Origin of the sequence: Sphingobium yanoikuyae, from assembly GCF_013001025.1 — a bacterium.
GTDB lineage: Bacteria > Pseudomonadota > Alphaproteobacteria > Sphingomonadales > Sphingomonadaceae > Sphingobium > Sphingobium yanoikuyae_A.
The window spans coordinates 3,955,803-3,976,815 of record NZ_CP053021.1; the positions used below are offsets into that span (position 1 = coordinate 3,955,803).

Genomic DNA, 21,013 nt, shown 5'->3' on the forward strand with positions numbered 1-21,013 from the left:
TCTCCTGCAAGGGGACGGCCGATTAGATCGAACCCTGCCGCCAAGAGCAAGCGCGGCCTCAGTGCAGTATGGCGTCGGTATCGACCAGCCGCACATCGTGCATCATGTCGAGATAGGCCTGGAGATAGAATTTGTGCGAGGCGCCGACGATCACCAGCATCCGCTGGCCCGGCGCGGCGGCGAAGACGTCGCGAATATTGGCCGCCATGCGCAGGTTGCGCACCTCCCAATAGCCGGCATAGCCGCGCCCGAAACGCTCGGGCGAAGGCTCCGTGAGCGCCGCGCCGAAATCGCTGTCATAGATGGTCTGCGCCTGATCCGGCGCATTATAGGCGCGATAGAGCGCCAGCACGCCGGCCCCCGTCCGGATGCCGGGCTGCAGCGCCGCATCGGCCGCCTTGCGCCGCGCCGTCGCTTCATTGTCCCACGCCTTCATGATCGCCGCGCCCACTGCCTTCTCCTCCTCGGCATTGCGATAGAGCCGGTCGGCGCTGTGGTCGTCCATCGGTTCCAGCCGCTCCAGCCCCAGCCTGGCAGCCAGCGGCGCGGCAATCAGGAACTCCTCGTTGCGACGCTGGCGCAGCGTTTCCAGCCGCGCCACCAATATGGCGTCCAGCCCATCCCCCACATGACGGTCCGCGCCGTCCAGCCGCAGCCATTGCACCAGCGCCGATCCCTGATCCGCCGCCGCCAGGAACAAGGCCGCCAGATGGCGCCGATCCGATGCCGTCGGTCGCTCCGGCCAGGCGGCCAGACGCCGCTCGACCTCGGTCGTGGCAGCCGGTACGTCCAGCCCGGTCGCCTGGCGCGCCGGCGTCGCGTCCCAGCAATAGGTTTCCACCGTCTCCGCATAGCGGAACGGCGCGCGGCGCAAGGCGTCGCATTGCAGGCCAGACAGGGACTCGACCGCGATTGATTGCGGCTTCCACGCCCCCAGCCGGTCGATCAGCGGCCCCAGCGCCTTTGCATCGAAATCCTTTGGCCAGCCCGACAGATGGGGCGTGCCCAGCACCATCACCTCATTGGGCGGCCCCGCCACCGCCTTCAAAGCGCGCGGATCGAAACCGGGACCAGCCGCCTGCACCGACACCGCCGCAAGCCCCGCCGCCACCATTGCCATGATCGTCCGCATCATCCGCCCTGCTCCCTTGCCGCCACGTGTGTTATCACAACAATACAGCAAGGCAAGACGGCAAAGAAAAAGGCCCCTGCCGGATGGCAGGAGCCCTGTTCTTTCCAGCCTATGGAAAGGCTTATGCCTTCGCTTGCGGCTCCACCACGCGGACATGCAGTTCGCGCAGCTGCTTGAACTCGGCGGCGCTCGGCGCCCCCATCAGCAGGTCTTCGGCGCGCTGGTTCATCGGGAACAGCGTGATCTCGCGCAGATTCTGCGCGCCGCACAGCAGCATCACGATACGGTCGACACCGGCGGCCATGCCACCATGGGGCGGCGCGCCATATTGGAACGCGCGATAGAGACCACCGAACCGCTCTTCCACGTCGGCCTGGCTGAGGCCGACCAGCTCGAACGCCTTGACCATCGCCTCGGGCGACTGGTTCCGGATCGAACCCGACGCGATCTCATAGCCGTTGCAGACCATATCATACTGGTACGCCTTGAGGCTCAGCGGATCCTGGTTGTTGAGCGCGTCCAGCCCGCCCTGCGGCATCGAGAAGGGGTTGTGGGCGAAGTCAACCTTCTTCTCGTCCTCGTCATATTCATAGAAGGGGAAGTCGACGATCCAGCACAGGTCGAACCGGTCCTTGTCGATCAGGTCGAGCGTCTCGCCGACGCGGATACGGGCGAGGCCGGCGAGCTTGGCCGCCTGGCCTTCCTTGCCTGCGGCGAAGAACACGCCGTCGTTCGGGCCAAGGCCCAGCGCTGCGATCAGCTTGGCGGTCGCTTCCTCGCCATGATTCTTGGCGATCGGGCCGCCGGGCACGCCATCCTTGATGTTGATATAGCCAAGGCCCGAATAGCCTTCGCCGCGCGCCCAATTGTTCATGTCGTCGAAGAATTTGCGGCTGCCCGCGCCCGCACCCGGCGCCGGGATCGCACGGATCACATTGCCGCTCTCGACCAGCGAAGCGAAGATGCCGAAGCCCGAGCCGTGGAAATGCTCGGTCACGTCCTGGATGATGATCGGGTTGCGCAGGTCCGGCTTGTCGCTGCCATATTTCAGCATGGCTTCGGCATGCGGGATGCGCGGGAAGCTGCCGGCCGGGGTGACCGGCTTGCCTTGGGCAAATTCCTCGAACACCGATGCGATGACCGGCTCCATCGTGTTCCAGACATCTTCCTGGGTGACGAAGCTCATTTCCAGGTCGAGCTGGTAGAATTCGCCCGGCAGGCGATCGGCGCGCGGATCTTCGTCGCGGAAGCAGGGGGCGATCTGGAAATAGCGGTCGAAACCGGCAACCATCAGCAGCTGCTTATATTGCTGCGGCGCCTGCGGCAGGGCGTAGAACTTGCCCGCATGGATGCGGCTGGGCACCAGGAAGTCGCGCGCGCCTTCGGGCGAGGACGCGGTCAGGATTGGCGTCGAATATTCGGTGAAGCCGGCATCTTCCATGCGGCGACGCATGTCGCGGATGATCTTGGTGCGGGTGACGATATTGGCGTGCAGCGTCTCGCGGCGCAGATCCAGGAAGCGATAGCGCAGGCGGATATCCTCGGGATATTCCTGCTCGCCCGCCACCGGCAGCGGCAGTTCGGCCGCGGTCGACAGCACGGTGACCTTGTCAGCCACGACCTCGATCGTGCCGGTCGCCATCTTCGGGTTGGTCGCTTCCGGGCCGCGCGCAACGACGGTGCCGTCGATCGTCACGACCGATTCCGCACGCAGGCCGTCCAGGATGCGCAGCGGCTCGCTGTCCGCCTTGGCGACGATCTGGGTCAGGCCATAATGGTCGCGCAGATCGATGAAGAGAACGCCGCCATGATCGCGCTTGCGATGCACCCAGCCGGACAGGCGCACATTCGCGCCGACATCGGCTTCACGAAGGGCGCCGCAATTGTGGGTGCGATAGGCGTGCATGGCGTTTCGATCTTTCAAATTCGTTTTACGGAAATGACAAATTGTTGCGGCCCGGCTATGGGCTTGCCTTGTCGACTATCGACCAGCCCGCAGGACGCGGGCCAGCCCATAATAAGATCGAAGACCATATGCAAATTCATCCGCTGATTACCGACAGCAAGACGCTTTCCGATTTCTGCGCCCGCATGGCCAAATCCCCCTATGTCGCGGTGGATACCGAGTTCATGCGCGAGAATAGCTACTGGCCCGAACTCTGCCTGGTCCAGGTTGCCGACTCCAACGAGGCCGCGGCGATCGACCCCAAGGCGCCGGGCATCGACCTGAAGCCGCTGCTCGACCTGCTGGTCCATAATGAAGACGTGCTCAAGGTCTTCCATGCCGGCGGCCAGGACATCGAGATCGTCCATAATCTGACCGGCAAGACGCCGCATCCGATGTTTGACACCCAGATCGCCGCCATGGCGCTCGGCCTTGGCGAACAGATCGGTTACGGCAACCTCGTCGATGCCTGGCTCGGCGTGCAGCTCGACAAGGGCGCGCGTTTCACCGACTGGGCGCGCCGCCCGCTCGACAAGCGCCAGATCGACTATGCGATCGGCGACGTCACCTATCTGATCGAAATCTTCCCCAAGATGCTGGAAGAACTGCGCAAGACCGGGCGCGGCGACTGGCTCGACCAGGAAATGGAGCGGATCAGCGATCCGTCCAATTACGAGAATGATCCGTCCGAAGCCTGGAAGCGCGTCCGCATCGCCAGCCGCAAGGCCGATGTGCTGGGTCGCCTCAAGGCGCTGGCCGCCTGGCGCGAGAAGGAAGCGCAGGACAAGAATCTGCCGCGCGGCCGCATCGTCAAGGACGAGACGCTGGCCGACATCGCCAGCCACCCGCCGCGCGCGCAGGAGGATCTGGGCAAGGTGCGCGGCCTGTCCGCCACCTGGAAGAGCAACGACATTGGCGGCCGGCTGATGGCGGCGCTCGGCGCGCACAAGCCGCTCGGCAAGGATGAGATGCCCGAGCGCGATCCCAAGCGTCCGGGCCTGGGCAAGGATGGCGCACTGGTCGCCGACCTGTTGAAGCTGTTGCTCAAGATTCGCTCGCGCGACATCAATGTCGCCCCGCGCCTGCTCGCCCGCACCGACGATATCGAGGCGCTGGCCGCCGGCGTGCGCGACGATCTCGCGATCCTGGAAGGCTGGCGCTATGACCAGTTCGGCCGGGACGCGGTGGACCTGGTCGAAGGGCGCCTTGCCTTTGCGGTCAAGAATGGCCGACTCAAGATGACGCGGACCGAATAAGGAGACGGACGATGCGGATGGCGATGCCCATGCCGATGATGGCGATGATATTCCTGCCCCTGGCCGCCTGTGCCGGAACCGGCAGCGAAGGCCCCGGCTCCGCATCGCCGCCAGCCATGGCACAAGGGCCGTGCAGGAATGACGGGCTCGACCGCTTCACCGGCCAGAAGGCGACGGCCGATCTGGGCGCGGACCTGCTCAAGGCATCGGGCGCCAAGACGCTGCGCTGGGGCGGCCCCAATATGGCCATGACCATGGACTTCCGCCCTGACCGGCTGACCGTCAGCTATGACGATCAGATGGTCGTCACCAGCGCCCGCTGCGGCTGACCCGCGCCCGCCTCATTCGGCGGCGCGCGGCAGTTCCACCACCGTGCTCCCATCGAGTGCGGTGATCAGCACCACCGCCCCCTCGGCGCCATAGGCGCCGTGCAGGGCGACGATAGAGGCCTTCACCGCCACCGCCTCGCCGCGATTGCTCAGCAGCATGGTCTGCACGCATTGCGCGCCCTGCCCCTGCATCGCCCGCTCCAGCGCCTGGCGGAACGCCGCGCGGCCATGGGTGAGGACCAGATCGGTCAGTTGCACGCCCATCACCCGCTCGCGCGGCAGGCTCAGCATGTCGGTGAAGGGCACATCGACCGCGTCGATCGTGCCGCGCACCGACAGGCGGACATAGCCGACATCGCCATGGGCGGTCATCGCCTCGATGATCGCGGCCTTGGCATCGGCCAGCCGATGGCGGCGCACATCCTCGGTAATGTCGCGGAACATGATGACGGTTGACCTTCCAAGGGGAAAACTCTGCAGCCGCAGCCAGGCGCCGTCGGCGAAGGGGGAGGGAATATCGGCCGCGCTCGGCTCGCCGCCGCTCACGGTGCGGCGCACATGCACTTCCATCAGGCTGCCGCTGATCGACGGCAGGACGACGTCCAGCTTGGGGCCGACCATCTGTCCCACCGGCTTGCGACAGATGGCGCTGGCGACCCGGTTGACGAAGTCGACGCGCATGTCCTGGTCGCAGATGATCACCGCCTGATCGACCCAGTCGGCCAGCGCGAACAATTTCTCCTCGGCGCTCTCCTGACCGGCGTTGCCCGACTGGGCTTTGAGCGCCCGGAACTCGTTGACGCCCAGCAGCACATGGGTCGCCCGGCCATGATGGGTGATGTAAAGTGGCGTCCGTGTCGCCATGTCGCGACATTCGGAAAAGCCGCGGACCAGGTCGGCCGCGGTGACGACCGGACTTTCGGCCGGATAACCACCCTCTCCCTCCATTCCATCACTCCCTACTGGGTTCAGATGGCGCGTAACGCGCTGGGTCATGTCCCTTGATGCCATAATTATCGGCCCTCCATCAATCGGACAAAAACAGAAACGATATGCCTTTCACCGGCCGGCGCTGCCGCAAGAGGGAATAGCGGACATTTCCGCATCCTGTTTCCCTTGTTCAGGCCGGAAACGCGTGTTTCCGGTCCATCTGCGTGCCCATGGCCATCACGACCAGCACCGGCACCGCCCAGATTGTCGACATGGCGTAGAAGAATTTGGTCAGGTAGGCGGGCGACACGATCACCGCGACCTGAACCGCAGCCACATTCAGCTGGAAGGCGGCGACGATGATCGGCCAGCGCCGGCTGCTCAGCATCGAAATGATGATCTTGAACAGCAGCGAGGCGCATTCGATCGCCAGGATCGTGCGGATCAGCACCGCCTCCGGCCGGATGGTCAGGACCGCCGTCTGGGCCAGGATGAACCCCGCCCAGACGCCGACGATGCTCCAGCGCCCGGTCGCGCCGCCATAGCGCACCACGAAGATCGAGGTGGCGATCAGCGCGATCGTATAAGCGAGGAAGATCTGCACGATCCTGCCTTCCGGTCCGGTCGCGTCAGGCGACCAGGCGCAGGGCGTCGGCCTGCTTTTCTTCCAGCGCGCTCCACGGGCTGTAGCAGCCGTCGGCGCGTTCGGCCTGGTTGGTCTTCATGCGGATCTTGGTCGCTTCCAGATGGGCGCCCAGCAGCTGCTCGCGACTCTGCATCATCGTGTCGATGCAGCCATGGAAGCGCTTGAACAGCTTCTGTCCCTGTTCGGGGGCCAGGCCGATGGTGCGGGCGGTGTCGATCATGTCGGCGCTCATCCGCAGCGTATGGGCCAGAACATCGTCCAGCTTCACATAGGCATCGCGGACCTGGCCGCTCAGGTTGAAGAAGGTGTCGTCCGACATGTGCATTTCGCTCTTGGCGGCGCGCTCGGCGCGGCGGGCATTGGACATGGCAAGGCTCCCTTTTTAGGCCAGCGCTCGCTGGCCCATCAGATGGTTGGATTGTTGGAGACCGTCAGCCGAACAGATGATTGAGCCAATATCCCATCGTGATCAGCGCGGCCAGGGAACCCCCTGCCCATAACGCGACCCGGAAGATGGTCGTCAGGATCTGCCATCGATTCAGCCCATGCGGTTCCCCTCCCATGGTTGCCAGAATCCGGTTACCCAATTGGCGCAAACGACCCTTTTCCTGCCGCTCTGCACCAGCCGGGATGTCGCCGGTCCGGGTCGGCCTGCTTGGTGCCGACGCCTCCTTCTCACCCGCCATCGCCGGTTCAACAAGCGGCTCCGGCTTTAATTCAAATTGCTTGAATTGCGCGTTTTTCTCGGCCTCTACCAATATCCGGGCGGCTTCGCGCCGATCCTTGGCGCCCAGCGCCACGGTCGCGCGATAGACATATTGGTCGACCGTGCCGGGGGTCAGCGATGTGCGCTGCGCGATCTGCTTGGAGGTATAGCCCTGTGCCACCAGCCGCAGGCATGCCCGCTGATTATCGTCCAGACTGGCAACCGCATTCGACATTCCAACCCCTCTGATCGCCCACAGGGAATCATGCCCCGGAACGGATGTAAACTTCTTCTATGATCAATTTTTTATGATGCCGGCCAAGCCATTGATTTATATCAGATACACTTCATCCATATCGGTGAGACGAAAAAGGCGACGCCTGTGGGCATCGCCTGTTTCCGTTACGGAATCCAGTCATGACATGACTCGATCCGCAATAGCTGCAATCGGGAACCCGGATAGCGCCCCGAAAGGCGCCGTCTACAGTTCCAGGCCGATCAGCGTACCGCTGCCGATCCGGTCGACATAGCGCTTGCCATCGACCTCCAGCCAGTCCGGCGTCACTTCCAGCCGGCGCCCGTTGATCGTGGTCCGCAGATGCTCGACCGCAAGCCGGTTGCGCGCAACGATACGCAAAACGCACAATCCGTCGCCCCGCGCCGCCATCATCGAATAGCGGTCGCCACGCAACAGGAAATGCCAGCTGCCGTCATGCGGCTTCCATTCATTGCCATCGATCACCTGCATCGGCGTGCCGTCGGCCGCGCCCAGTCTGACGCTGATCCGCGTCGCCCCCATGGATCGGCGCGGCGGCGCGAAGATCAGGATCGGCTCGCCGTCCAGGGTGATGGGAATCGGCGTATCGCGCAGCATCCGCGATCCACCGACGATCAACTGCGGCAATTCGTTGGAGAAAGGCAGGCGATCGCGCGCGAAGTGGCGCTGGCGTACCACCGGATTGGCATGGAAGCTGTGGACCTGATTCGCGGTCAGCCGCCCTTCCTCCACCAGTCCGTGACAGGTCGGGCAGAGCAGCGTCGCCCCCGGCCCGTCTGGCAGCCCCAGATAACGATAGATGGTCACCCCGCAGCGCACGCAGGCAAAGCCGCAGGACTGCCGAATCTCGGCCCGCTGATCGGCCGTCAATTCCGGCAACAGCGGCATTACGCGCAAACCCACCATCAAGGCGCCCCCTTTTTCCCGCCGTCCGCCTGATGCGGATCGACGTTGCTTGTTCCTGGCGTCCTCGTGCGGGTGGAAAGCTCTGCCGGCCCCTGGGCTCCTATTGGTTAAAATAAATGCGCCCAAGTCAAGGGCCTAGACATTATGTTCGACAAGAAAATGGCGGATTTCGTGCGCTTTCCGTGCGCGCCGCCCCTGCCCGAGCGTTCAGCGCTGGGGCAGCAGGTCCAGGTTGCGGGCCGCCGCAATCGCCCGAATCCGGCCCGGTCGCGGCATGTTGCGGATCGCGATTTCCGCTACGTCACCGGCGCTGAACAGCTCGACATTGCCGACGTCGAACAGCCGCTGGCCGAAGGTCTGCGTGATGCGCACGCTGCGGATGCTGGACAGCGCCACCTCGGTCCGCTGCTTGGCCAGCAAGCCACGCTCCAGCAGCACCTCGCGCTCGCTCAGCGCCAGCCGCTCGCCCTTGTGCATCACCCACCACACGCCGATCGCCAGGATACCGACCACCGAAACCAGCAGCAGCAGGAACAGGAAGGGATGCGCCCGGACCATCGCCGGATGCTCGTCATACAGCCATGCTTCGCTCACGCCGCCTCCTTCATCTGGCTTCCGCGGTTTTCACCATGCTCCCGGCGCGGCGTCAAGGCGCCGTCCGACGCCCCCTGCGCGACCACCATGGTTAACCAAAAATTTCCAAATATTTACTAGCGATAGCCTCCGATTGGGGATGAATCATGGCCTATAGCCTGCATGATATTGGTGACGAAGACCGGGACCGGTCGGACCATTGGCTGAATGACAAGCAGGATCAGCGCCGCGCCATCGTGCCGCTACGCCTCATCCTCATCGCCCTGTTGATGGGGGCGCTCCTCCTGGTCCTGATGCGCCATGTGCTGCCCGCGTCGACGACGGCTTCAGCACCATCCATCGACGCCCCCGCCACCATATCCACCCGTTTTGCCGCTTGTGACGATCTGGACGGCCAGGCCTGCGTCCTTGCCACCGACGCCTATGCCTATCAGGGCCGTCGCTACCATCTCGCCGACATCAGCGCGCCGCGTCTCGAAGGCGCTGCCTGCCCGCAGGAAGCCGCCCTTGCCCGCGCCGGCCGCACCGCGTTGCAGGGCATGCTGAACGGCGGCAGCTTCGAAGCCCATGCCGACCCCGCCGACAGTGACCCGACCGACCGCATCCTGCTGCGCGACGGTGTCTCGCTGGGCCAGCTTCTCATTCTCAAACATTATGCCCGTCCCTGGTCGGCCAAGCCAATCGACTGGTGTGCGGCCGGCTAAGACCGCGATCCCGCAAGGAGGCAAAGGCGGGACGTTCCAGATTGGGACCGACAGCGCCCGTATCCGCCATTTGCCCATTGCGCGTTAACCAAGAAAATATCCCATTCGTTGCTCTATCATTGCTATGAAGCATCATGGTCGAAACGAAGCCGAAACGGACAAGGCTGACGGAGCTGGACGCGTTGCGCGGGATCGGCGCCTTGTGCGTGCTGGTCTTCCATTATTCGACCCGCTTCCATGAGTTGTTCCCGCAGGCCAGCCATGTGCCCTTCAGCTTCCCCGGCGGCAATTACCGCGTGCTGCTGTTCTTCACCATTTCGGGCTTTGCGATCTTCTTCACGCTGGATCGGATCGGCACGGTCGCCGACTTCATCGTCAACCGCTTCGCCCGCCTCTACCCCGCCTATCTGGTGGCGATGCTGGTGACGCTGTCGATCGAATATCTGGCCCAGGCGACCCAGTTGCTGGTCGGCCCCTTTGCGATTCTCGCCAATCTGACGATGCTTCAGGGCTTTGCCTTCATTCCTGAAGTGGATGGCGCCTATTGGACGCTGACGGTGGAGATCGCCTTCTATTTCTGCATGGTCTCGATCTGGAAATGGATCGGCCTGCGGCATCTGGAACCGACGCTGGTGGCCTGGCTGATCCTGCGCTGGGTGATGCAGCTCTGGCCCGACATCGTGCCCGAACGGGTCGTGATGCTGCTGGTGCTGCGCTACACGCCCTTCTTCATCATCGGCATGCTGGCCTATCGCATCTGGGCTGGGCAACGCAGCTGGCAGCAGCAGGCCCCCTATGCCGCGCTGGCCCTGCTGTCGATCGCGACCATGGAAACATGGGACGTGACGATTGTCGGCCTGGTGCTGATGGCGACCTTCGCAGCGCTGGTCCGCAATCATCTGCGCTTCCTGGCGATCCGGCCGCTCGTCTGGATGGGCGGGATCAGCTACAGCTTCTACCTGATCCACCAGCATGTCGGTTTCGTCGTCATGCTGGAAATTGCCAGGGCCGGCTATAGCCCCTGGATCGGCTTTGCCGCCGCCTTCCTCGTCGCGCTGACGCTCGGCACGCTGATCAACCGCCTGGTCGAACGACCGGCGGGAGAGATCATCCTGCGCTGGTGGAAGAAGCGGCGACGGGCGCCAGGCCCACTTGCGGAAATCGCGCCGAGCAGATGAGGGCGCTGCCGCAGCGGCAGCGCCCTCTCGCCATCAGGGCTGCGCGACCGGCGCGGCTGCGGCCGCATTTTCGGGCAGACCACCCAGCTGCGTCACCAGTTTCGTATAGGCGTCGAGATAGGCGAGCACGATCACTTGGCCGATCTCGGTATTCTGATAGCCGCCGCCACCGGCGCCGGCAAAACCGCCCCACCAGCTCGACCCGCCGCTCGCGTTGAAGCTCAGGTCTGACTTGCGGGCATAGCCTTCGGTCAACGCCTCTTCCTCGGTGGTGCGGGCATTGACGACCGAGAGGGTGACATTGGCCTCGCTCTTCTTGACGTTGATGCCGCCGGCGATCCGGCCCCAGGTGCTGCCACCCATGAAGCCGCCGAGCACGCCGCCCAGCGAATTGCCGCCGCTGTTGCGGTTGGAGGAGACGATATCCGGCTCCAGGAAATAATCCGCCGCCTTCACCTGGCCACGGCCCAGATTGCTGTTCGCCTGCAATTCGCCATTGTCAGCCATGGCGCGTTCCATGTTGCGGCTCGCCATCGACCGGCCTCGATTGACGAGGCCAAAGCAGCCCGACTGCTGCACGAAGATCTTCAGGATCGCCTCGGGGCTGCCCAGATTGAGTTCGCGCCACCACTGATTGTCGGGCTCGACGATTGCGACGGTACCAAGGCGGCGGGTGCAGCGCGGGATTTCCGCCTGCTTTCGCGACTGTTCCTGACGGGCCGACGAACCCTTTTCGGCGGCCATCGCCATCGGCGCGGCCGAACCAAGGCAGACCGCAGCCGCAGTCAGCATCTTCAATACACGCATTTTCAAAAACCCCGTTTCCTGTCTGGTCGAGAGAAATTGGTGCGCCCCGGATATTTTTCTGGAACGTAACACAGCCGCAAGGGGCTTCCAAGCAAAGGGGGTTAATGACGATGCTTGTCATCGCACGGCAATTTCGCATGCCATGCACTACGTGATCCTGCTGACAGCGCCCGCAACTGCTGCTATCGGGCGCCGATGACCGACCTGTCCCATATCCGAAACTTTTCGATCATTGCGCATATCGACCATGGCAAGTCGACGCTGGCCGATCGCCTGATCCAGCGCACCGGCGGCCTGACCGACCGTGAGATGAGCGCGCAAGTCCTTGATAATATGGACATCGAGAAGGAGCGCGGGATCACCATCAAGGCGCAGACCGTGCGCCTCGACTATACCGCCAAGAATGGCGAGACCTATGAGCTCAATCTCATGGACACGCCGGGCCATGTCGACTTCGCCTATGAAGTGTCGCGGTCGCTGGCCGCGTGCGAGGGCGCGTTGCTGGTGGTCGACGCCGCGCAGGGCGTGGAAGCGCAGACGCTGGCCAACGTCTATCAGTCGATCGAGCATGATCATGAGATCGTGCCGGTCCTGAACAAGATCGACCTGCCCGCCGCCGAGCCGGAGAAGGTCCGCGCGGAAATCGAGGAGGTGATCGGCCTCGACGCGTCGGAAGCGGTGCTGGCCAGCGCCAAGTCCGGCATCGGCATCGACGATATCCTGGAAGCGATCGTCACCAAGATCCCGGCGCCCAAGGGCGACCGCAATGCGCCGCTGGAAGCGATGCTGGTCGATAGCTGGTACGACCCCTATCTGGGCGTCGTCATCCTGGTGCGCGTCATCAACGGCGTCATCAAGAAGGGCCAGGCGATCAAGTTCATGATCGGCGGCACCGAGCATCTGATCGACCGTGTCGGCTGCATGCGCCCCAAGATCGAGGCGCTGCCCGAACTCGCCGCCGGCGAGATCGGCTTCATCACCGCGCAGATCAAGGAAATCGCCCAGACCCGCGTCGGCGACACGATCACGACCGTGAAGAATGGCGCAGCCAAGCCGCTGCCGGGCTTCAAGGAAGTACAGCCGGTGGTGTTCTGCGGCCTGTTCCCGGTCGATGCCAATGATTTCGAGAAATTGCGCGAGTCGATCTCGAAGCTGCGCCTCAATGACGCCAGCTTCTCGTTCGAGATGGAAACCTCGGCCGCGCTCGGCTTCGGTTTCCGCTGCGGCTTCCTCGGCCTCCTTCACCTGGAAATCATCCAGGAGCGCCTCAGCCGCGAATATGATCTGGACCTGATCACCACGGCGCCGTCGGTCGTCTATGACATGCACATGAAGGATGGTCGCACCCTTCACCTGCACAACCCGGCCGACATGCCCGATCCCAATCATATCGAGATGATCGAGGAGCCCTGGATCGAGGCGGTGATCTACTGCCCCGACGAATATCTCGGCTCGATCCTGAAGCTTTGCCAGGACCGTCGCGGTATCCAGAAGAACCTCACCTATGTCGGCGGCCGCGCCCAGGTGACCTATGAACTGCCGCTCAACGAAGTGGTGTTCGACTTCTATGACCGCCTGAAGAGCATCAGCCGTGGCTATGCCTCGTTCGACTATCACCAGATCGGCACGCGCGAGGGCGACCTCGTCAAGATGAGCATCCTCGTCAACAACGAGCCGGTCGATGCGCTGTCGATGATCGTCCACCGCTCCGCCGCCGAAGCGCGCGGCCGCCACATGTGCGAGCGCCTCAAGGATCTGATCCCCCGCCACCTGTTCAAGATCCCGATTCAGGCGGCGATCGGCGGCAAGGTGATCGCGCGCGAGACGATCGCGGCGATGCGTAAGGACGTCACGGCGAAATGCTATGGCGGCGACATCACCCGCAAGAAGAAGCTGCTGGAAAAGCAGAAGGAAGGCAAGAAGCGGATGCGCGAATATGGCAGCGTCCAGATTCCGCAGGAAGCCTTCATCGCCGCCCTGCGCATGGGCGACGAGAATTAGGCATCATCCATCGGGGTGGAGGCCATCGGGCTTCCACCCCGATTTGCTTTTGCCTGCCGGCGCTGTCGCGTGTCAGCCCTTGCTGTCGATCGCCCGCTTATAGCCGTCGAGCTGCTCCACCAGCACCTTGTCGACGATCGGCGCGATCGGCACCAGGCCACCGCGCATATAACCGCCAACGGAATAGGTCAGCGTCACATGGCTGCCGCCCGGCCTGGCCGCGATGGCGAAGTCCAGCACACCGGTCACCGCTTCGCTCTGCAGCGGCCCCAGAGCCCCGCTCAGCCGCAATCGCTGGCCCGGCGCGGCATAGATGACCCGCGCATGTTCGATGCTGCCGGAGAACCCCTTTCCGTTCTTGTCAGGAAGGGTCTCGCAGAAGCAGCCGCCGGCCTTCGCCTCCAGCACCATGTTGCGCGCATCGCCGCTATAGGTGTGGGCGCTGTTCCACCAGCGCCCCGGCTCTGCCAGCAGCGCATAGGCCGCGCCGGGCGCCATAGCCACGTCCACGCTCGCCTGCACGACAAAGCCGGCATCGCTGCTGGCAACCACCCCACCCTGTCCGGGCGCGGCCGCCAGCGCCATGCCGGCGCCTGTCAGTATCGATCTGATTGGATAGGCCATGTTCCCTCCCCGCCTTGTCGCCGGGGAGGGAGAATAGCTCAGGCCGGAACGCCGTCCAAGATGGCGACGATCGCGCCGCTGACATCGTTCATGTCGGCCATGCCGTCGACGCGGCTGACGATGCCGCGCGCTTCGTAGATCGGCAGGATCGGTGCAGTCTTGGCGCGATATTCGGCCATGCGGGTCCGCACCGTTTCCTCATTGTCGTCGGGACGACGCTTGAATTCGTGCCCGCCGCACTTGTCGCACGTACCCTCGACCTTGGGCTGCTTGAAGGCATCATGATAGCCCTCGCCGCAGGTCGCGCAGGTGAAGCGACCGGTGATGCGCTCGACCAGCGCATCCTCGTCCACTTCCAGCTCGATCACATGATCGAGCGTGCGGCCGCGATCGGCCAGGATGGTGTCGAGCGAATGGGCCTGGGCCTCGGTCCGCGGATAGCCGTCGAAGATCACGCCGGTATCGGCCGCCAGCGCATCAAGCGCTTCGCCGATGATGCCCGAGACGACCTCGTCCGGCACCAGCGAACCCGATTCCATCAGCGCCTTGGCCTGAAGGCCGACCGGAGTCCCCGCCTTCACCGCAGCCCGCAGCATGTCGCCGGTCGACAGCTGAACCATGCCACGGCTGTCGACGAGCCGCGTGGCCTGGGTGCCCTTGCCGGCACCCGGAGGACCAAGCAGAATGATATTCATTGCGCGCATTCTCCCCTTGTACTTGCGCTTGTCTGTCTGCGCCCCCTTAGCGCAGACGGCCCTTCAGCTTCGCCTTCTTGATCAGATCCCCATATTGATGGGCAAGCAGATGGCTCTGGATCTGGGTCACGGTATCGACCGTAACATTGACGACGATCAGCAGGCTAGTCCCACCAAGGTAGAAGGGAATTCCCGCCCGGGCGATGGCAAATTCCGGCACCAGACAGATAAAGGCCAGGTAGGCGGCGCCGATCACGGTGATCCGGGTCAGGACATAATCGAGATAATTCTCGGTATTCTTGCCCGGACGGATGCCCGGAATGAAGCCGCCATTGCGCTTCAGATTGTCGGCCGTCTCTTCCGGATTGAACACCACGGCGGTGTAGAAGAAGCAGAAGAAGACGATGCCCAGGCCATAAAGGCCCATGTAGAAGGGGCTGCCGTGCGACAGATACTGGTTGATCGTCAGCACGATGCTGCTCCAGCGGCTGTCATCGTCCGCCTTCACGCCCATGAACTGCGAGATGGTCAGCGGCAGCAGCAGCAGCGAGCTGGCGAAGATCGGCGGGATCACGCCCGCGGTGTTGACCTTCAGCGGCAGGTGGCTGCGATCGGCCTGCATCAGGCCCTGGCGCGTCTGGCGCTTGGGATACTGGATCAGCACCCGGCGCTGCGCGCGTTCCATGAAGCAGATGAAGGCAATCAGACCAAAGCCCAGCACGACGACCAGGAAGATGACCAGGCCCGAGATCGAGCCTTCGCTGCCCGACTTGAACAGGTTGCTCAGCGTCACCGGCAGCTGCGCGACGATACCGGCCATGATGATCAGCGAGGTGCCGTTGCCGATGCCGCGCGAGGTGATCTGCTCACCCAGCCACAGCAGGAACATGGTGCCGCCGATCAGCGAGATGATCGCCGAGACGACGAACAGCATGCCGGGGTCCACAACCACGCCCTGCGCCTGCCAGTTGGCGGCGGCGGCATAGCCCTGCACGGCGGTCAGGCCGACGGTGCCATAGCGGGTATATTGGTTCAGCTTCTTGCGGCCGCTCTCGCCTTCCTTCTTGATCGCCGCGAGCTGCGGCGAGAGGGAGGCGGCCAGCTGCACCACGATCGACGCGGTGATATAGGGCATGATGCCGAGCGTGATGAGGCTCGCGCGCGACAATGCACCACCCGAGAAGGTGTTGAAGATGTCGAGGATGCCACCGGCCGACTTCTGCGACCAGGCCGCGAGCGCGGTGGGATCGATACCCGGCAGCGGCACGAAGCTGAGGAAGCGGAAGACGATCAGCGCGCCGAGGGTGAACCACAGGCGCTTCTTGAGGTCGGTCGCCTGGCTGAACTTCGCGAGGCTGAGATTGGATGCGAGCTGGTCGGCTCTCGATGCCATTGTGGCTGCCCTTCAAATCATTCTTGCCGGAGCCATCGGGCTCCGTGGCGGAATCGCTACCCCCTTAGCGGGGCGGGAAGACCATGTCGAACGGGAGTTGCCGCCGTTGCGACGAACATATGCTCCCCCCGATACACATAGCCCCGCCAACCCATATCGGGCAGCGGGGCCGTGCTTGCAAGTCTCGGGCGAGACTTAGGCCTTGGCGGCCTTCTTGGCGGCAAGGGCGGTGCCCTTCTTCGCCTTGGCCTTCTCGGCAGCCGGGACGACTTCGATCACGTCCAGCTTGCCACCAGCCTTGGCGACCGCTTCGACGGCGCTCTTCGAGGCACCGGCGACCAGGAAGCTGACCTTGGTGGTCAGTTCGCCCTTGGCCAGGACGCGGACGCCATCCTTGCCACCACGGGCCAGGTTGGCGGCCTTCAGAGCCGCATGGTCGATGACGGCAGCGGCGTCCAGCTTGCCGGCGTCGATCGCGGCCTGCACTTCACCCAGGTTCACGATCGCATAATCGTTGGCGAAGATGTTGTTGAAGCCGCGCTTCGGGATGCGCATGTGGAGCGGCATCTGGCCACCCTCGAAGCCGTTGATGCTGACGCCCGAGCGTGCCTTGGCACCCTTCTGGCCGCGACCGGCGGTCTTGCCCTTGCCCGAGCCGATACCGCGGCCGACGCGCATACGGCCCTTGCGGGCACCGGCATTGTCGTTGATTTCGTTCAGTTTCATGTTCGCACTCGCTTTCGCTTTTGTCGCGCTGATCCCGTGCGGGATCATCTAAAGGAAGCGCCCGTTAGCGCTTCCGCTGAAAAAACGAAAGAGGGGTTTCCCCCTCTTTCGCTTCATTTCGTCGGATCGAAAGGGCTTAGAGCCTGATCGTTTGAGGTGGAAGCGCTTCGCGCTTCCGCCGATAACGTGAATCAGGCTCTATTCCTATATTCTAAACCTTGATTCACGTTTCAGACAATTCTGTCTGAAACGATCAAGGTTTAGCCCTCGACCACTTCCACCATGTGGGGGAGCTTCTTGATGGCACCGCGGACTTCCGCCGTGTCTTCCAGCTCGACCACGCGATGCATCTTGCCAAGGCCCAGGCCGATCAGAATCTTCTTCTGGCTTTCGGGGCGACGGATCGGCGAACCGATCTGCTTGATCTTGATCTTCGCCATGTCAGTTACTCCGCAATCGCTTCGGCGTCAGCCTGCGCGACTTCGGCCGAGGCACCACCGCGACGCAGAAGGTCAGCGACCTTCTTGCCACGACGCTGCGCCACCGACTTGGGGCTGGTCTGCTCGCCCAGCGCCGCGAAGGTCGCACGGATCATGTTGTAGGGGTTCGAGGTGCCGTTCGACTTGGTCACGACGTCAGCGACGCCGAGGCTTTCGAACACGGCGCGCATCGGACCGCCGGCGATGATGCCGGTACCGGCCGGAGCCGAACGGACAGTCACCTTGCCAGCACCGAAGTGGCCGAGGCCGTCATGGTGCAGGGTGCGGCCTTCCTTCAGCGGAACGCGAACCATGGCCTTCTTGGCCGAAGCGGTCGCCTTGCTGATGGCTTCAGGCACTTCGCGCGCCTTGCCATGACCGAAACCGGCGCGGCCCTTGCCGTCGCCGACGACGACCAGAGCAGCGAAACCGAAGCGCTTACCGCCCTTGACGGTCTTCGAGACGCGGTTGATGTGAACCAGCTTCTCGATCAGCTCTTCGCCCTGTTCCTCGTCACGGTTGCCGCCACGGCGGTCGTCGCGACGGCCACGGCCGCCACGCTCGCCACGGTTGCGGTCACCGCCACGGCCACGGCCACGGCCGGGACCACGACCTTCGGTCTGAGCCTCGGCACCCTCGACGGGCGCGACGACTTCGTTGGTGTTTTCGTCAGCCATGATCAGAACTCCAGCCCGCCTTCACGGGCGGCATCGGCCAGCGCCTTGACGCGGCCATGGAACAGGAAGCCACCGCGGTCGAACACGACCTTGGTGACGCCGGCCGCCGTAGCAGCGGCAGCGACGCGCTTGCCGACATCGGCAGCGGCTTCGGAAGAGGCGCCGGTCTTGCCCAGAGCCTTCGAACCAACATCCTTGTCCAGGGTCGAAGCGGCGGCGACAGTGGTACCGGCGACGTCGTCGATGATCTGGGCGTAGATGTGACGGCCCGAACGATGGACGCTGAGGCGCGGGCGGGTGCCCGAAACAGCCTTGAGCGCGGTGCGAACGCGGCGACGACGCCGCGCGAAGAGGGAAAGCTTAGCCATCTTACTTCTTCTTCCCTTCCTTGCGGAAGATGAATTCGCCGGCGTACTTGATACCCTTGCCCTTATAGGGTTCGGGCTTGCGCCAGCGGCGGATCTCGGCGGCGACCTGGCCTACCTGCTGCTTGTCGATGCCGCTGATCTCGACCGTGGTGTTATCCGGGGTCTTGATCTCGATGCCTTCCGGAATCTCGAAATCGACGTCGTGGCTGTAGCCGAGCTGCAACTTCAGGGTCTTGCCCTGCGAGTTCGCACGGTAGCCGACACCGGTGATCAGTAGCTTCTTCGAGAAGCCCTGGGTCACGCCGGTGATCAGGTTCTGGATCAGGGTACGCTGCATGCCCCAGAAAGCGCGGGCGCGCTTGCCGTTGTTGGCGGGCTTTACAGCGATGCTGCCTTCTTCGACGGTGTAGGTCACTTCGTCGGCCAGCGGCATGGCGAGGGTGCCCTTGGGCCCCTTCACCGACAGCTGACCGTCAGCGATCGACGCGGTCACGCCCGCAGGCACGGTGACCGGCTTCTTGCCAGTGCGGCTCATCAGAACACCTCCGCCAGCACTTCGCCGCCGACATTCTGTTCACGCGCTTCGGCGTCGGACAGAACGCCCTTGGGCGTCGAGACAATGGTGATGCCCAGGCCGTTGCGGATCACCGGCAGTTCCTTGGAACCGGAATAGACGCGGCGACCAGGCTTGGACACGCGGGCAACATGCTTGATCGCAGGCTGGCCCTCGAAATACTTCAGCTCGATGCGCAGGCCGGGGTGATTGCCGAGGGTTTCCTCGGAATAACCACGGATATAGCCTTCGCGCTGCAGCACGTCGAGCACGCGGGCACGGAGCTTGCTGGCGGGGGACACAACGCTGTCCTTCTTCGCCTGCTGCCCGTTACGGATGCGGGTGAGCATATCACCCAGGGGATCGGTCAATGCCATCTCAAATGATCCTTACCAGCTCGACTTGGTGACGCCGGGGATCAGGCCCTTGTTGGCCAGATCACGCAGCTGCACGCGGCAGAGACGGAATTTGCGGTAGTAAGCGCGCGGGCGGCCCGTCAGTTCGCAGCGGTTGCGAATGCGGGTCGGGTTGCCGTTGCGGGGGACTTCCGCCATCTTCAGACGCGCAATCAGACGCTCGGTGTCGTCGAGAGCGGTATCGGCTGCGATCGCCTTGAGCTTCGCATAGCGGCCGGCATACTTCTTCACCAGCTTCTTGCGGCGCTCGTTCTTGTTGATCGAACTCAGTTTCGCCATGACTTAAGTTCTCTTCCTTAGCTTAAGCGTTGGGAGAGAAGCGGGGCCTATTAGACCGCCTGCTTCTCTTCAATCGGGAAGGGGAAGCCGAAGAGGCGCAGCAGTTCGCGCGCTTCGTCGTCAGTCTTCGCCGTGGTGGTCACGATGATGTCCATGCCACGCACCTTGTCGATGCGGTCATAGTTGATCTCGGGGAAGATGATCTGCTCCTTGATGCCGAAGGCATAGTTGCCACGGCCGTCGAAACTCTTCGGGTTGAGACCACGGAAGTCGCGCACGCGCGGCAGGGCAATGTTGATCAGGCGATCAAGGAATTCATACATGCGCTCACGGCGCAGCGTGACCTTGGCACCGATCGGCATGCCTTCACGCAGCTTGAACTGCGCGATCGACTTCTTCGCCTTGGTGATGACCGGCTTCTGGCCGGCGATCAGTTCCATTTCCTCGGCGGCCGAAGTGACCTTCTTCTTGTCCTGCGTGGCTTCACCGACGCCCATGTTGAGCGTGATCTTCTCGATCTTCGGGATTTCCATCACATTCTTGTAGCCGAACTTCTCGACCATCGCCTTCACGATGGCGTCGTCGTAGATCGACTTCGAGCGCGGAATATACTTGTCGGCCATTACAGCACCTCACCGGACTTGACGGCGACGCGGACCTTCTTGCCGTCGCGGTCCTCGAAACGGACGCGGGTCGGCTTGCCATCCTTGTCGGCGACAGCGACGTTCGAAATGTGCATCGGGGCCGGCTTGCGGTCGATGCCACCCTGCGGGTTCGACTGGTCGGGCTTGCGATGCTTCGCATGCACGTTGATGCCTTCGACCAGGACCTTGTCGTCCTTGGGCATCACCTGGAGGACGGCGCCGGTACGGCCCTTGTCCTTGCCAGCCAGGACGACGACCTTGTCGCCCTTCTTGATCTTAGCAGCGCTCATTACAGCACCTCGGGAGCGAGCGAGATGATCTTCATGTGCTTCTTGGCGCGCAGCTCGCGAACGACCGGGCCAAAGATACGGGTGCCGATCGGCTCCTCGTTCTTGTTGATAAGCACAGCGGCATTGCCGTCGAAGCGAATCACGCTGCCATCAGCGCGACGCACGTCCTTGGCGGTGCGCACGATGACGGCGCGATGCACGTCACCCTTCTTCACCTTACCGCGCGGAGCAGCTTCCTTGACGGAGACGACAATGATGTCGCCCACGCCGGCGAAACGCCGCTTCGAGCCGCCCAGCACCTTGATGCACTGGACGCGCTTGGCGCCGCTGTTGTCCGCGACGTCAAGATTGGATTGCATCTGGATCATGGATCCGGTTCCTTCTTATTTGGCCTACCGGGACTATCCCGGCGGTTCCGAATTTCGTGAGTCGACCCGGTGAATCGAAATGCACGAAGC

At 63.4% G+C, this 21,013-nt stretch carries 27 protein-coding genes; 5 read left to right on the forward strand and 22 right to left on the reverse strand.

The features are described 5' to 3' along the window. Positions 1–58: 58 nt before the first annotated feature. Complete coding sequence (locus HH800_RS19010; RefSeq protein ID WP_169861988.1) at positions 59–1,135, reverse strand: DUF5694 domain-containing protein; 1,077 nt, start codon at positions 1,133–1,135, stop codon at positions 59–61. Positions 1,136–1,253: 118 nt separating this feature from the next. Beyond that, positions 1,254–3,038: an aspartate--tRNA ligase gene (gene aspS / locus HH800_RS19015; protein WP_010337306.1), complete on the reverse strand. Its 1,785-nt coding sequence runs from the start codon at positions 3,036–3,038 to the stop codon at positions 1,254–1,256. Positions 3,039–3,166: 128 nt separating this feature from the next. On the opposite strand from aspS, the gene rnd reads away from it, so the two are divergent. Both rnd and HH800_RS19025 read left to right on the forward strand, forming a co-directional pair. Further along, complete coding sequence (gene rnd / locus HH800_RS19020) at positions 3,167–4,333, forward strand: ribonuclease D (protein WP_169863374.1); 1,167 nt, start codon at positions 3,167–3,169, stop codon at positions 4,331–4,333. 11 nt (positions 4,334–4,344) lie between these two features. Beyond that, entirely contained in the window at positions 4,345–4,662 is a 318-nt protein-coding gene (locus tag HH800_RS19025; protein WP_169861989.1) for an I78 family peptidase inhibitor, read from the forward strand. Positions 4,663–4,674: 12 nt separating this feature from the next. Here HH800_RS19025 and HH800_RS19030 read toward each other — a convergent pair whose 3' ends face one another. The 6 genes from HH800_RS19030 to HH800_RS19055 form a co-directional block, all read right to left on the reverse strand. Continuing rightward, positions 4,675–5,610 (reverse strand): PAS domain-containing protein, encoded by a 936-nt coding sequence (locus HH800_RS19030; protein ID WP_017499618.1) that lies wholly within the window; start codon positions 5,608–5,610, stop codon positions 4,675–4,677. Positions 5,611–5,782: 172 nt separating this feature from the next. Then, entirely contained in the window at positions 5,783–6,196 is a 414-nt protein-coding gene (locus tag HH800_RS19035; protein ID WP_004208689.1) for a hypothetical protein, read from the reverse strand. A 25-nt stretch (positions 6,197–6,221) separates the two neighbouring features. Continuing rightward, entirely contained in the window at positions 6,222–6,605 is a 384-nt protein-coding gene (locus HH800_RS19040; protein WP_004208690.1) for a hypothetical protein, read from the reverse strand. Positions 6,606–6,669: 64 nt separating this feature from the next. After that, the gene (locus HH800_RS19045) at positions 6,670–7,125 is read right to left on the reverse strand and encodes a helix-turn-helix domain-containing protein (RefSeq protein WP_234831479.1); all 456 of its coding nucleotides are present in this window, start codon (positions 7,123–7,125) and stop codon (positions 6,670–6,672) included. 300 nt (positions 7,126–7,425) lie between these two features. Further along, entirely contained in the window at positions 7,426–8,109 is a 684-nt protein-coding gene (locus HH800_RS19050; RefSeq protein ID WP_010337301.1) for a hypothetical protein, read from the reverse strand. A 225-nt stretch (positions 8,110–8,334) separates the two neighbouring features. Next, complete coding sequence (locus HH800_RS19055) at positions 8,335–8,721, reverse strand: PH domain-containing protein (RefSeq protein WP_004208693.1); 387 nt, start codon at positions 8,719–8,721, stop codon at positions 8,335–8,337. A gap of 146 nt (positions 8,722–8,867) precedes the next feature. Here HH800_RS19055 and HH800_RS19060 point away from each other — a divergent pair, with 146 nt between their 5' ends. After that, positions 8,868–9,425 carry a nuclease gene (locus HH800_RS19060; protein WP_169861990.1) on the forward strand — a complete coding sequence of 186 codons (558 nt, stop codon included), beginning with the start codon at positions 8,868–8,870 and terminating at the stop codon, positions 9,423–9,425. 134 nt (positions 9,426–9,559) lie between these two features. Continuing rightward, positions 9,560–10,603 (forward strand): acyltransferase family protein, encoded by a 1,044-nt coding sequence (locus tag HH800_RS19065; protein ID WP_169861991.1) that lies wholly within the window; start codon positions 9,560–9,562, stop codon positions 10,601–10,603. Between the two features lie 33 nt (positions 10,604–10,636). Here HH800_RS19065 and HH800_RS19070 read toward each other — a convergent pair whose 3' ends face one another. Continuing rightward, positions 10,637–11,410, reverse strand: a complete 774-nt coding sequence (locus HH800_RS19070; RefSeq protein ID WP_017499622.1) for a CsgG/HfaB family protein — start codon at positions 11,408–11,410, stop codon at positions 10,637–10,639. Positions 11,411–11,605: 195 nt separating this feature from the next. Between HH800_RS19070 and lepA the strand changes: the two genes are divergently transcribed. Continuing rightward, entirely contained in the window at positions 11,606–13,411 is a 1,806-nt protein-coding gene (lepA, locus tag HH800_RS19075) for a translation elongation factor 4 (protein WP_069335565.1), read from the forward strand. Between the two features lie 72 nt (positions 13,412–13,483). Here the strand turns inward: lepA and HH800_RS19080 are convergent, their stop codons facing one another. From HH800_RS19080 to rplN, 13 genes are all read right to left on the reverse strand, one after another. After that, the gene (locus HH800_RS19080; RefSeq protein ID WP_169861992.1) at positions 13,484–14,035 is read right to left on the reverse strand and encodes an ATPase; all 552 of its coding nucleotides are present in this window, start codon (positions 14,033–14,035) and stop codon (positions 13,484–13,486) included. Between the two features lie 38 nt (positions 14,036–14,073). Beyond that, positions 14,074–14,730 (reverse strand): adenylate kinase, encoded by a 657-nt coding sequence (locus tag HH800_RS19085; protein ID WP_099231028.1) that lies wholly within the window; start codon positions 14,728–14,730, stop codon positions 14,074–14,076. Positions 14,731–14,776: 46 nt separating this feature from the next. Next, a complete protein-coding gene (gene secY / locus HH800_RS19090; RefSeq protein WP_004208701.1) occupies positions 14,777–16,123 on the reverse strand; it encodes a preprotein translocase subunit SecY in 1,347 nt (448 codons plus the stop codon). Positions 16,124–16,318: 195 nt separating this feature from the next. Continuing rightward, on the reverse strand, positions 16,319–16,849 hold the full coding sequence (gene rplO, locus HH800_RS19095) for a 50S ribosomal protein L15 (protein ID WP_169861993.1): 531 nt from the start codon (positions 16,847–16,849) through the stop codon (positions 16,319–16,321). A gap of 260 nt (positions 16,850–17,109) precedes the next feature. After that, entirely contained in the window at positions 17,110–17,289 is a 180-nt protein-coding gene (gene rpmD / locus HH800_RS19100) for a 50S ribosomal protein L30 (RefSeq protein WP_010337294.1), read from the reverse strand. A gap of 5 nt (positions 17,290–17,294) precedes the next feature. Beyond that, complete coding sequence (gene rpsE / locus HH800_RS19105) at positions 17,295–18,005, reverse strand: 30S ribosomal protein S5 (protein WP_004208704.1); 711 nt, start codon at positions 18,003–18,005, stop codon at positions 17,295–17,297. A gap of 2 nt (positions 18,006–18,007) precedes the next feature. Then, a complete protein-coding gene (gene rplR, locus HH800_RS19110; protein WP_004208705.1) occupies positions 18,008–18,373 on the reverse strand; it encodes a 50S ribosomal protein L18 in 366 nt (121 codons plus the stop codon). Position 18,374: 1 nt separating this feature from the next. Next, positions 18,375–18,908: a 50S ribosomal protein L6 gene (rplF, locus tag HH800_RS19115; protein ID WP_004208706.1), complete on the reverse strand. Its 534-nt coding sequence runs from the start codon at positions 18,906–18,908 to the stop codon at positions 18,375–18,377. Next, the gene (gene rpsH / locus HH800_RS19120) at positions 18,908–19,303 is read right to left on the reverse strand and encodes a 30S ribosomal protein S8 (protein WP_004208707.1); all 396 of its coding nucleotides are present in this window, start codon (positions 19,301–19,303) and stop codon (positions 18,908–18,910) included. Before rpsH ends, rplF begins: the two co-directional genes overlap by 1 nt. A gap of 12 nt (positions 19,304–19,315) precedes the next feature. After that, the gene (rpsN, locus tag HH800_RS19125; protein ID WP_004208708.1) at positions 19,316–19,621 is read right to left on the reverse strand and encodes a 30S ribosomal protein S14; all 306 of its coding nucleotides are present in this window, start codon (positions 19,619–19,621) and stop codon (positions 19,316–19,318) included. Positions 19,622–19,671: 50 nt separating this feature from the next. Beyond that, complete coding sequence (rplE, locus tag HH800_RS19130; protein ID WP_169861994.1) at positions 19,672–20,244, reverse strand: 50S ribosomal protein L5; 573 nt, start codon at positions 20,242–20,244, stop codon at positions 19,672–19,674. Further along, a complete protein-coding gene (gene rplX / locus HH800_RS19135; protein WP_004208710.1) occupies positions 20,244–20,555 on the reverse strand; it encodes a 50S ribosomal protein L24 in 312 nt (103 codons plus the stop codon). Before rplX ends, rplE begins: the two co-directional genes overlap by 1 nt. Continuing rightward, complete coding sequence (gene rplN / locus HH800_RS19140) at positions 20,555–20,923, reverse strand: 50S ribosomal protein L14 (protein ID WP_004208712.1); 369 nt, start codon at positions 20,921–20,923, stop codon at positions 20,555–20,557. Before rplN ends, rplX begins: the two co-directional genes overlap by 1 nt. Positions 20,924–21,013 lie beyond the last annotated feature (90 nt).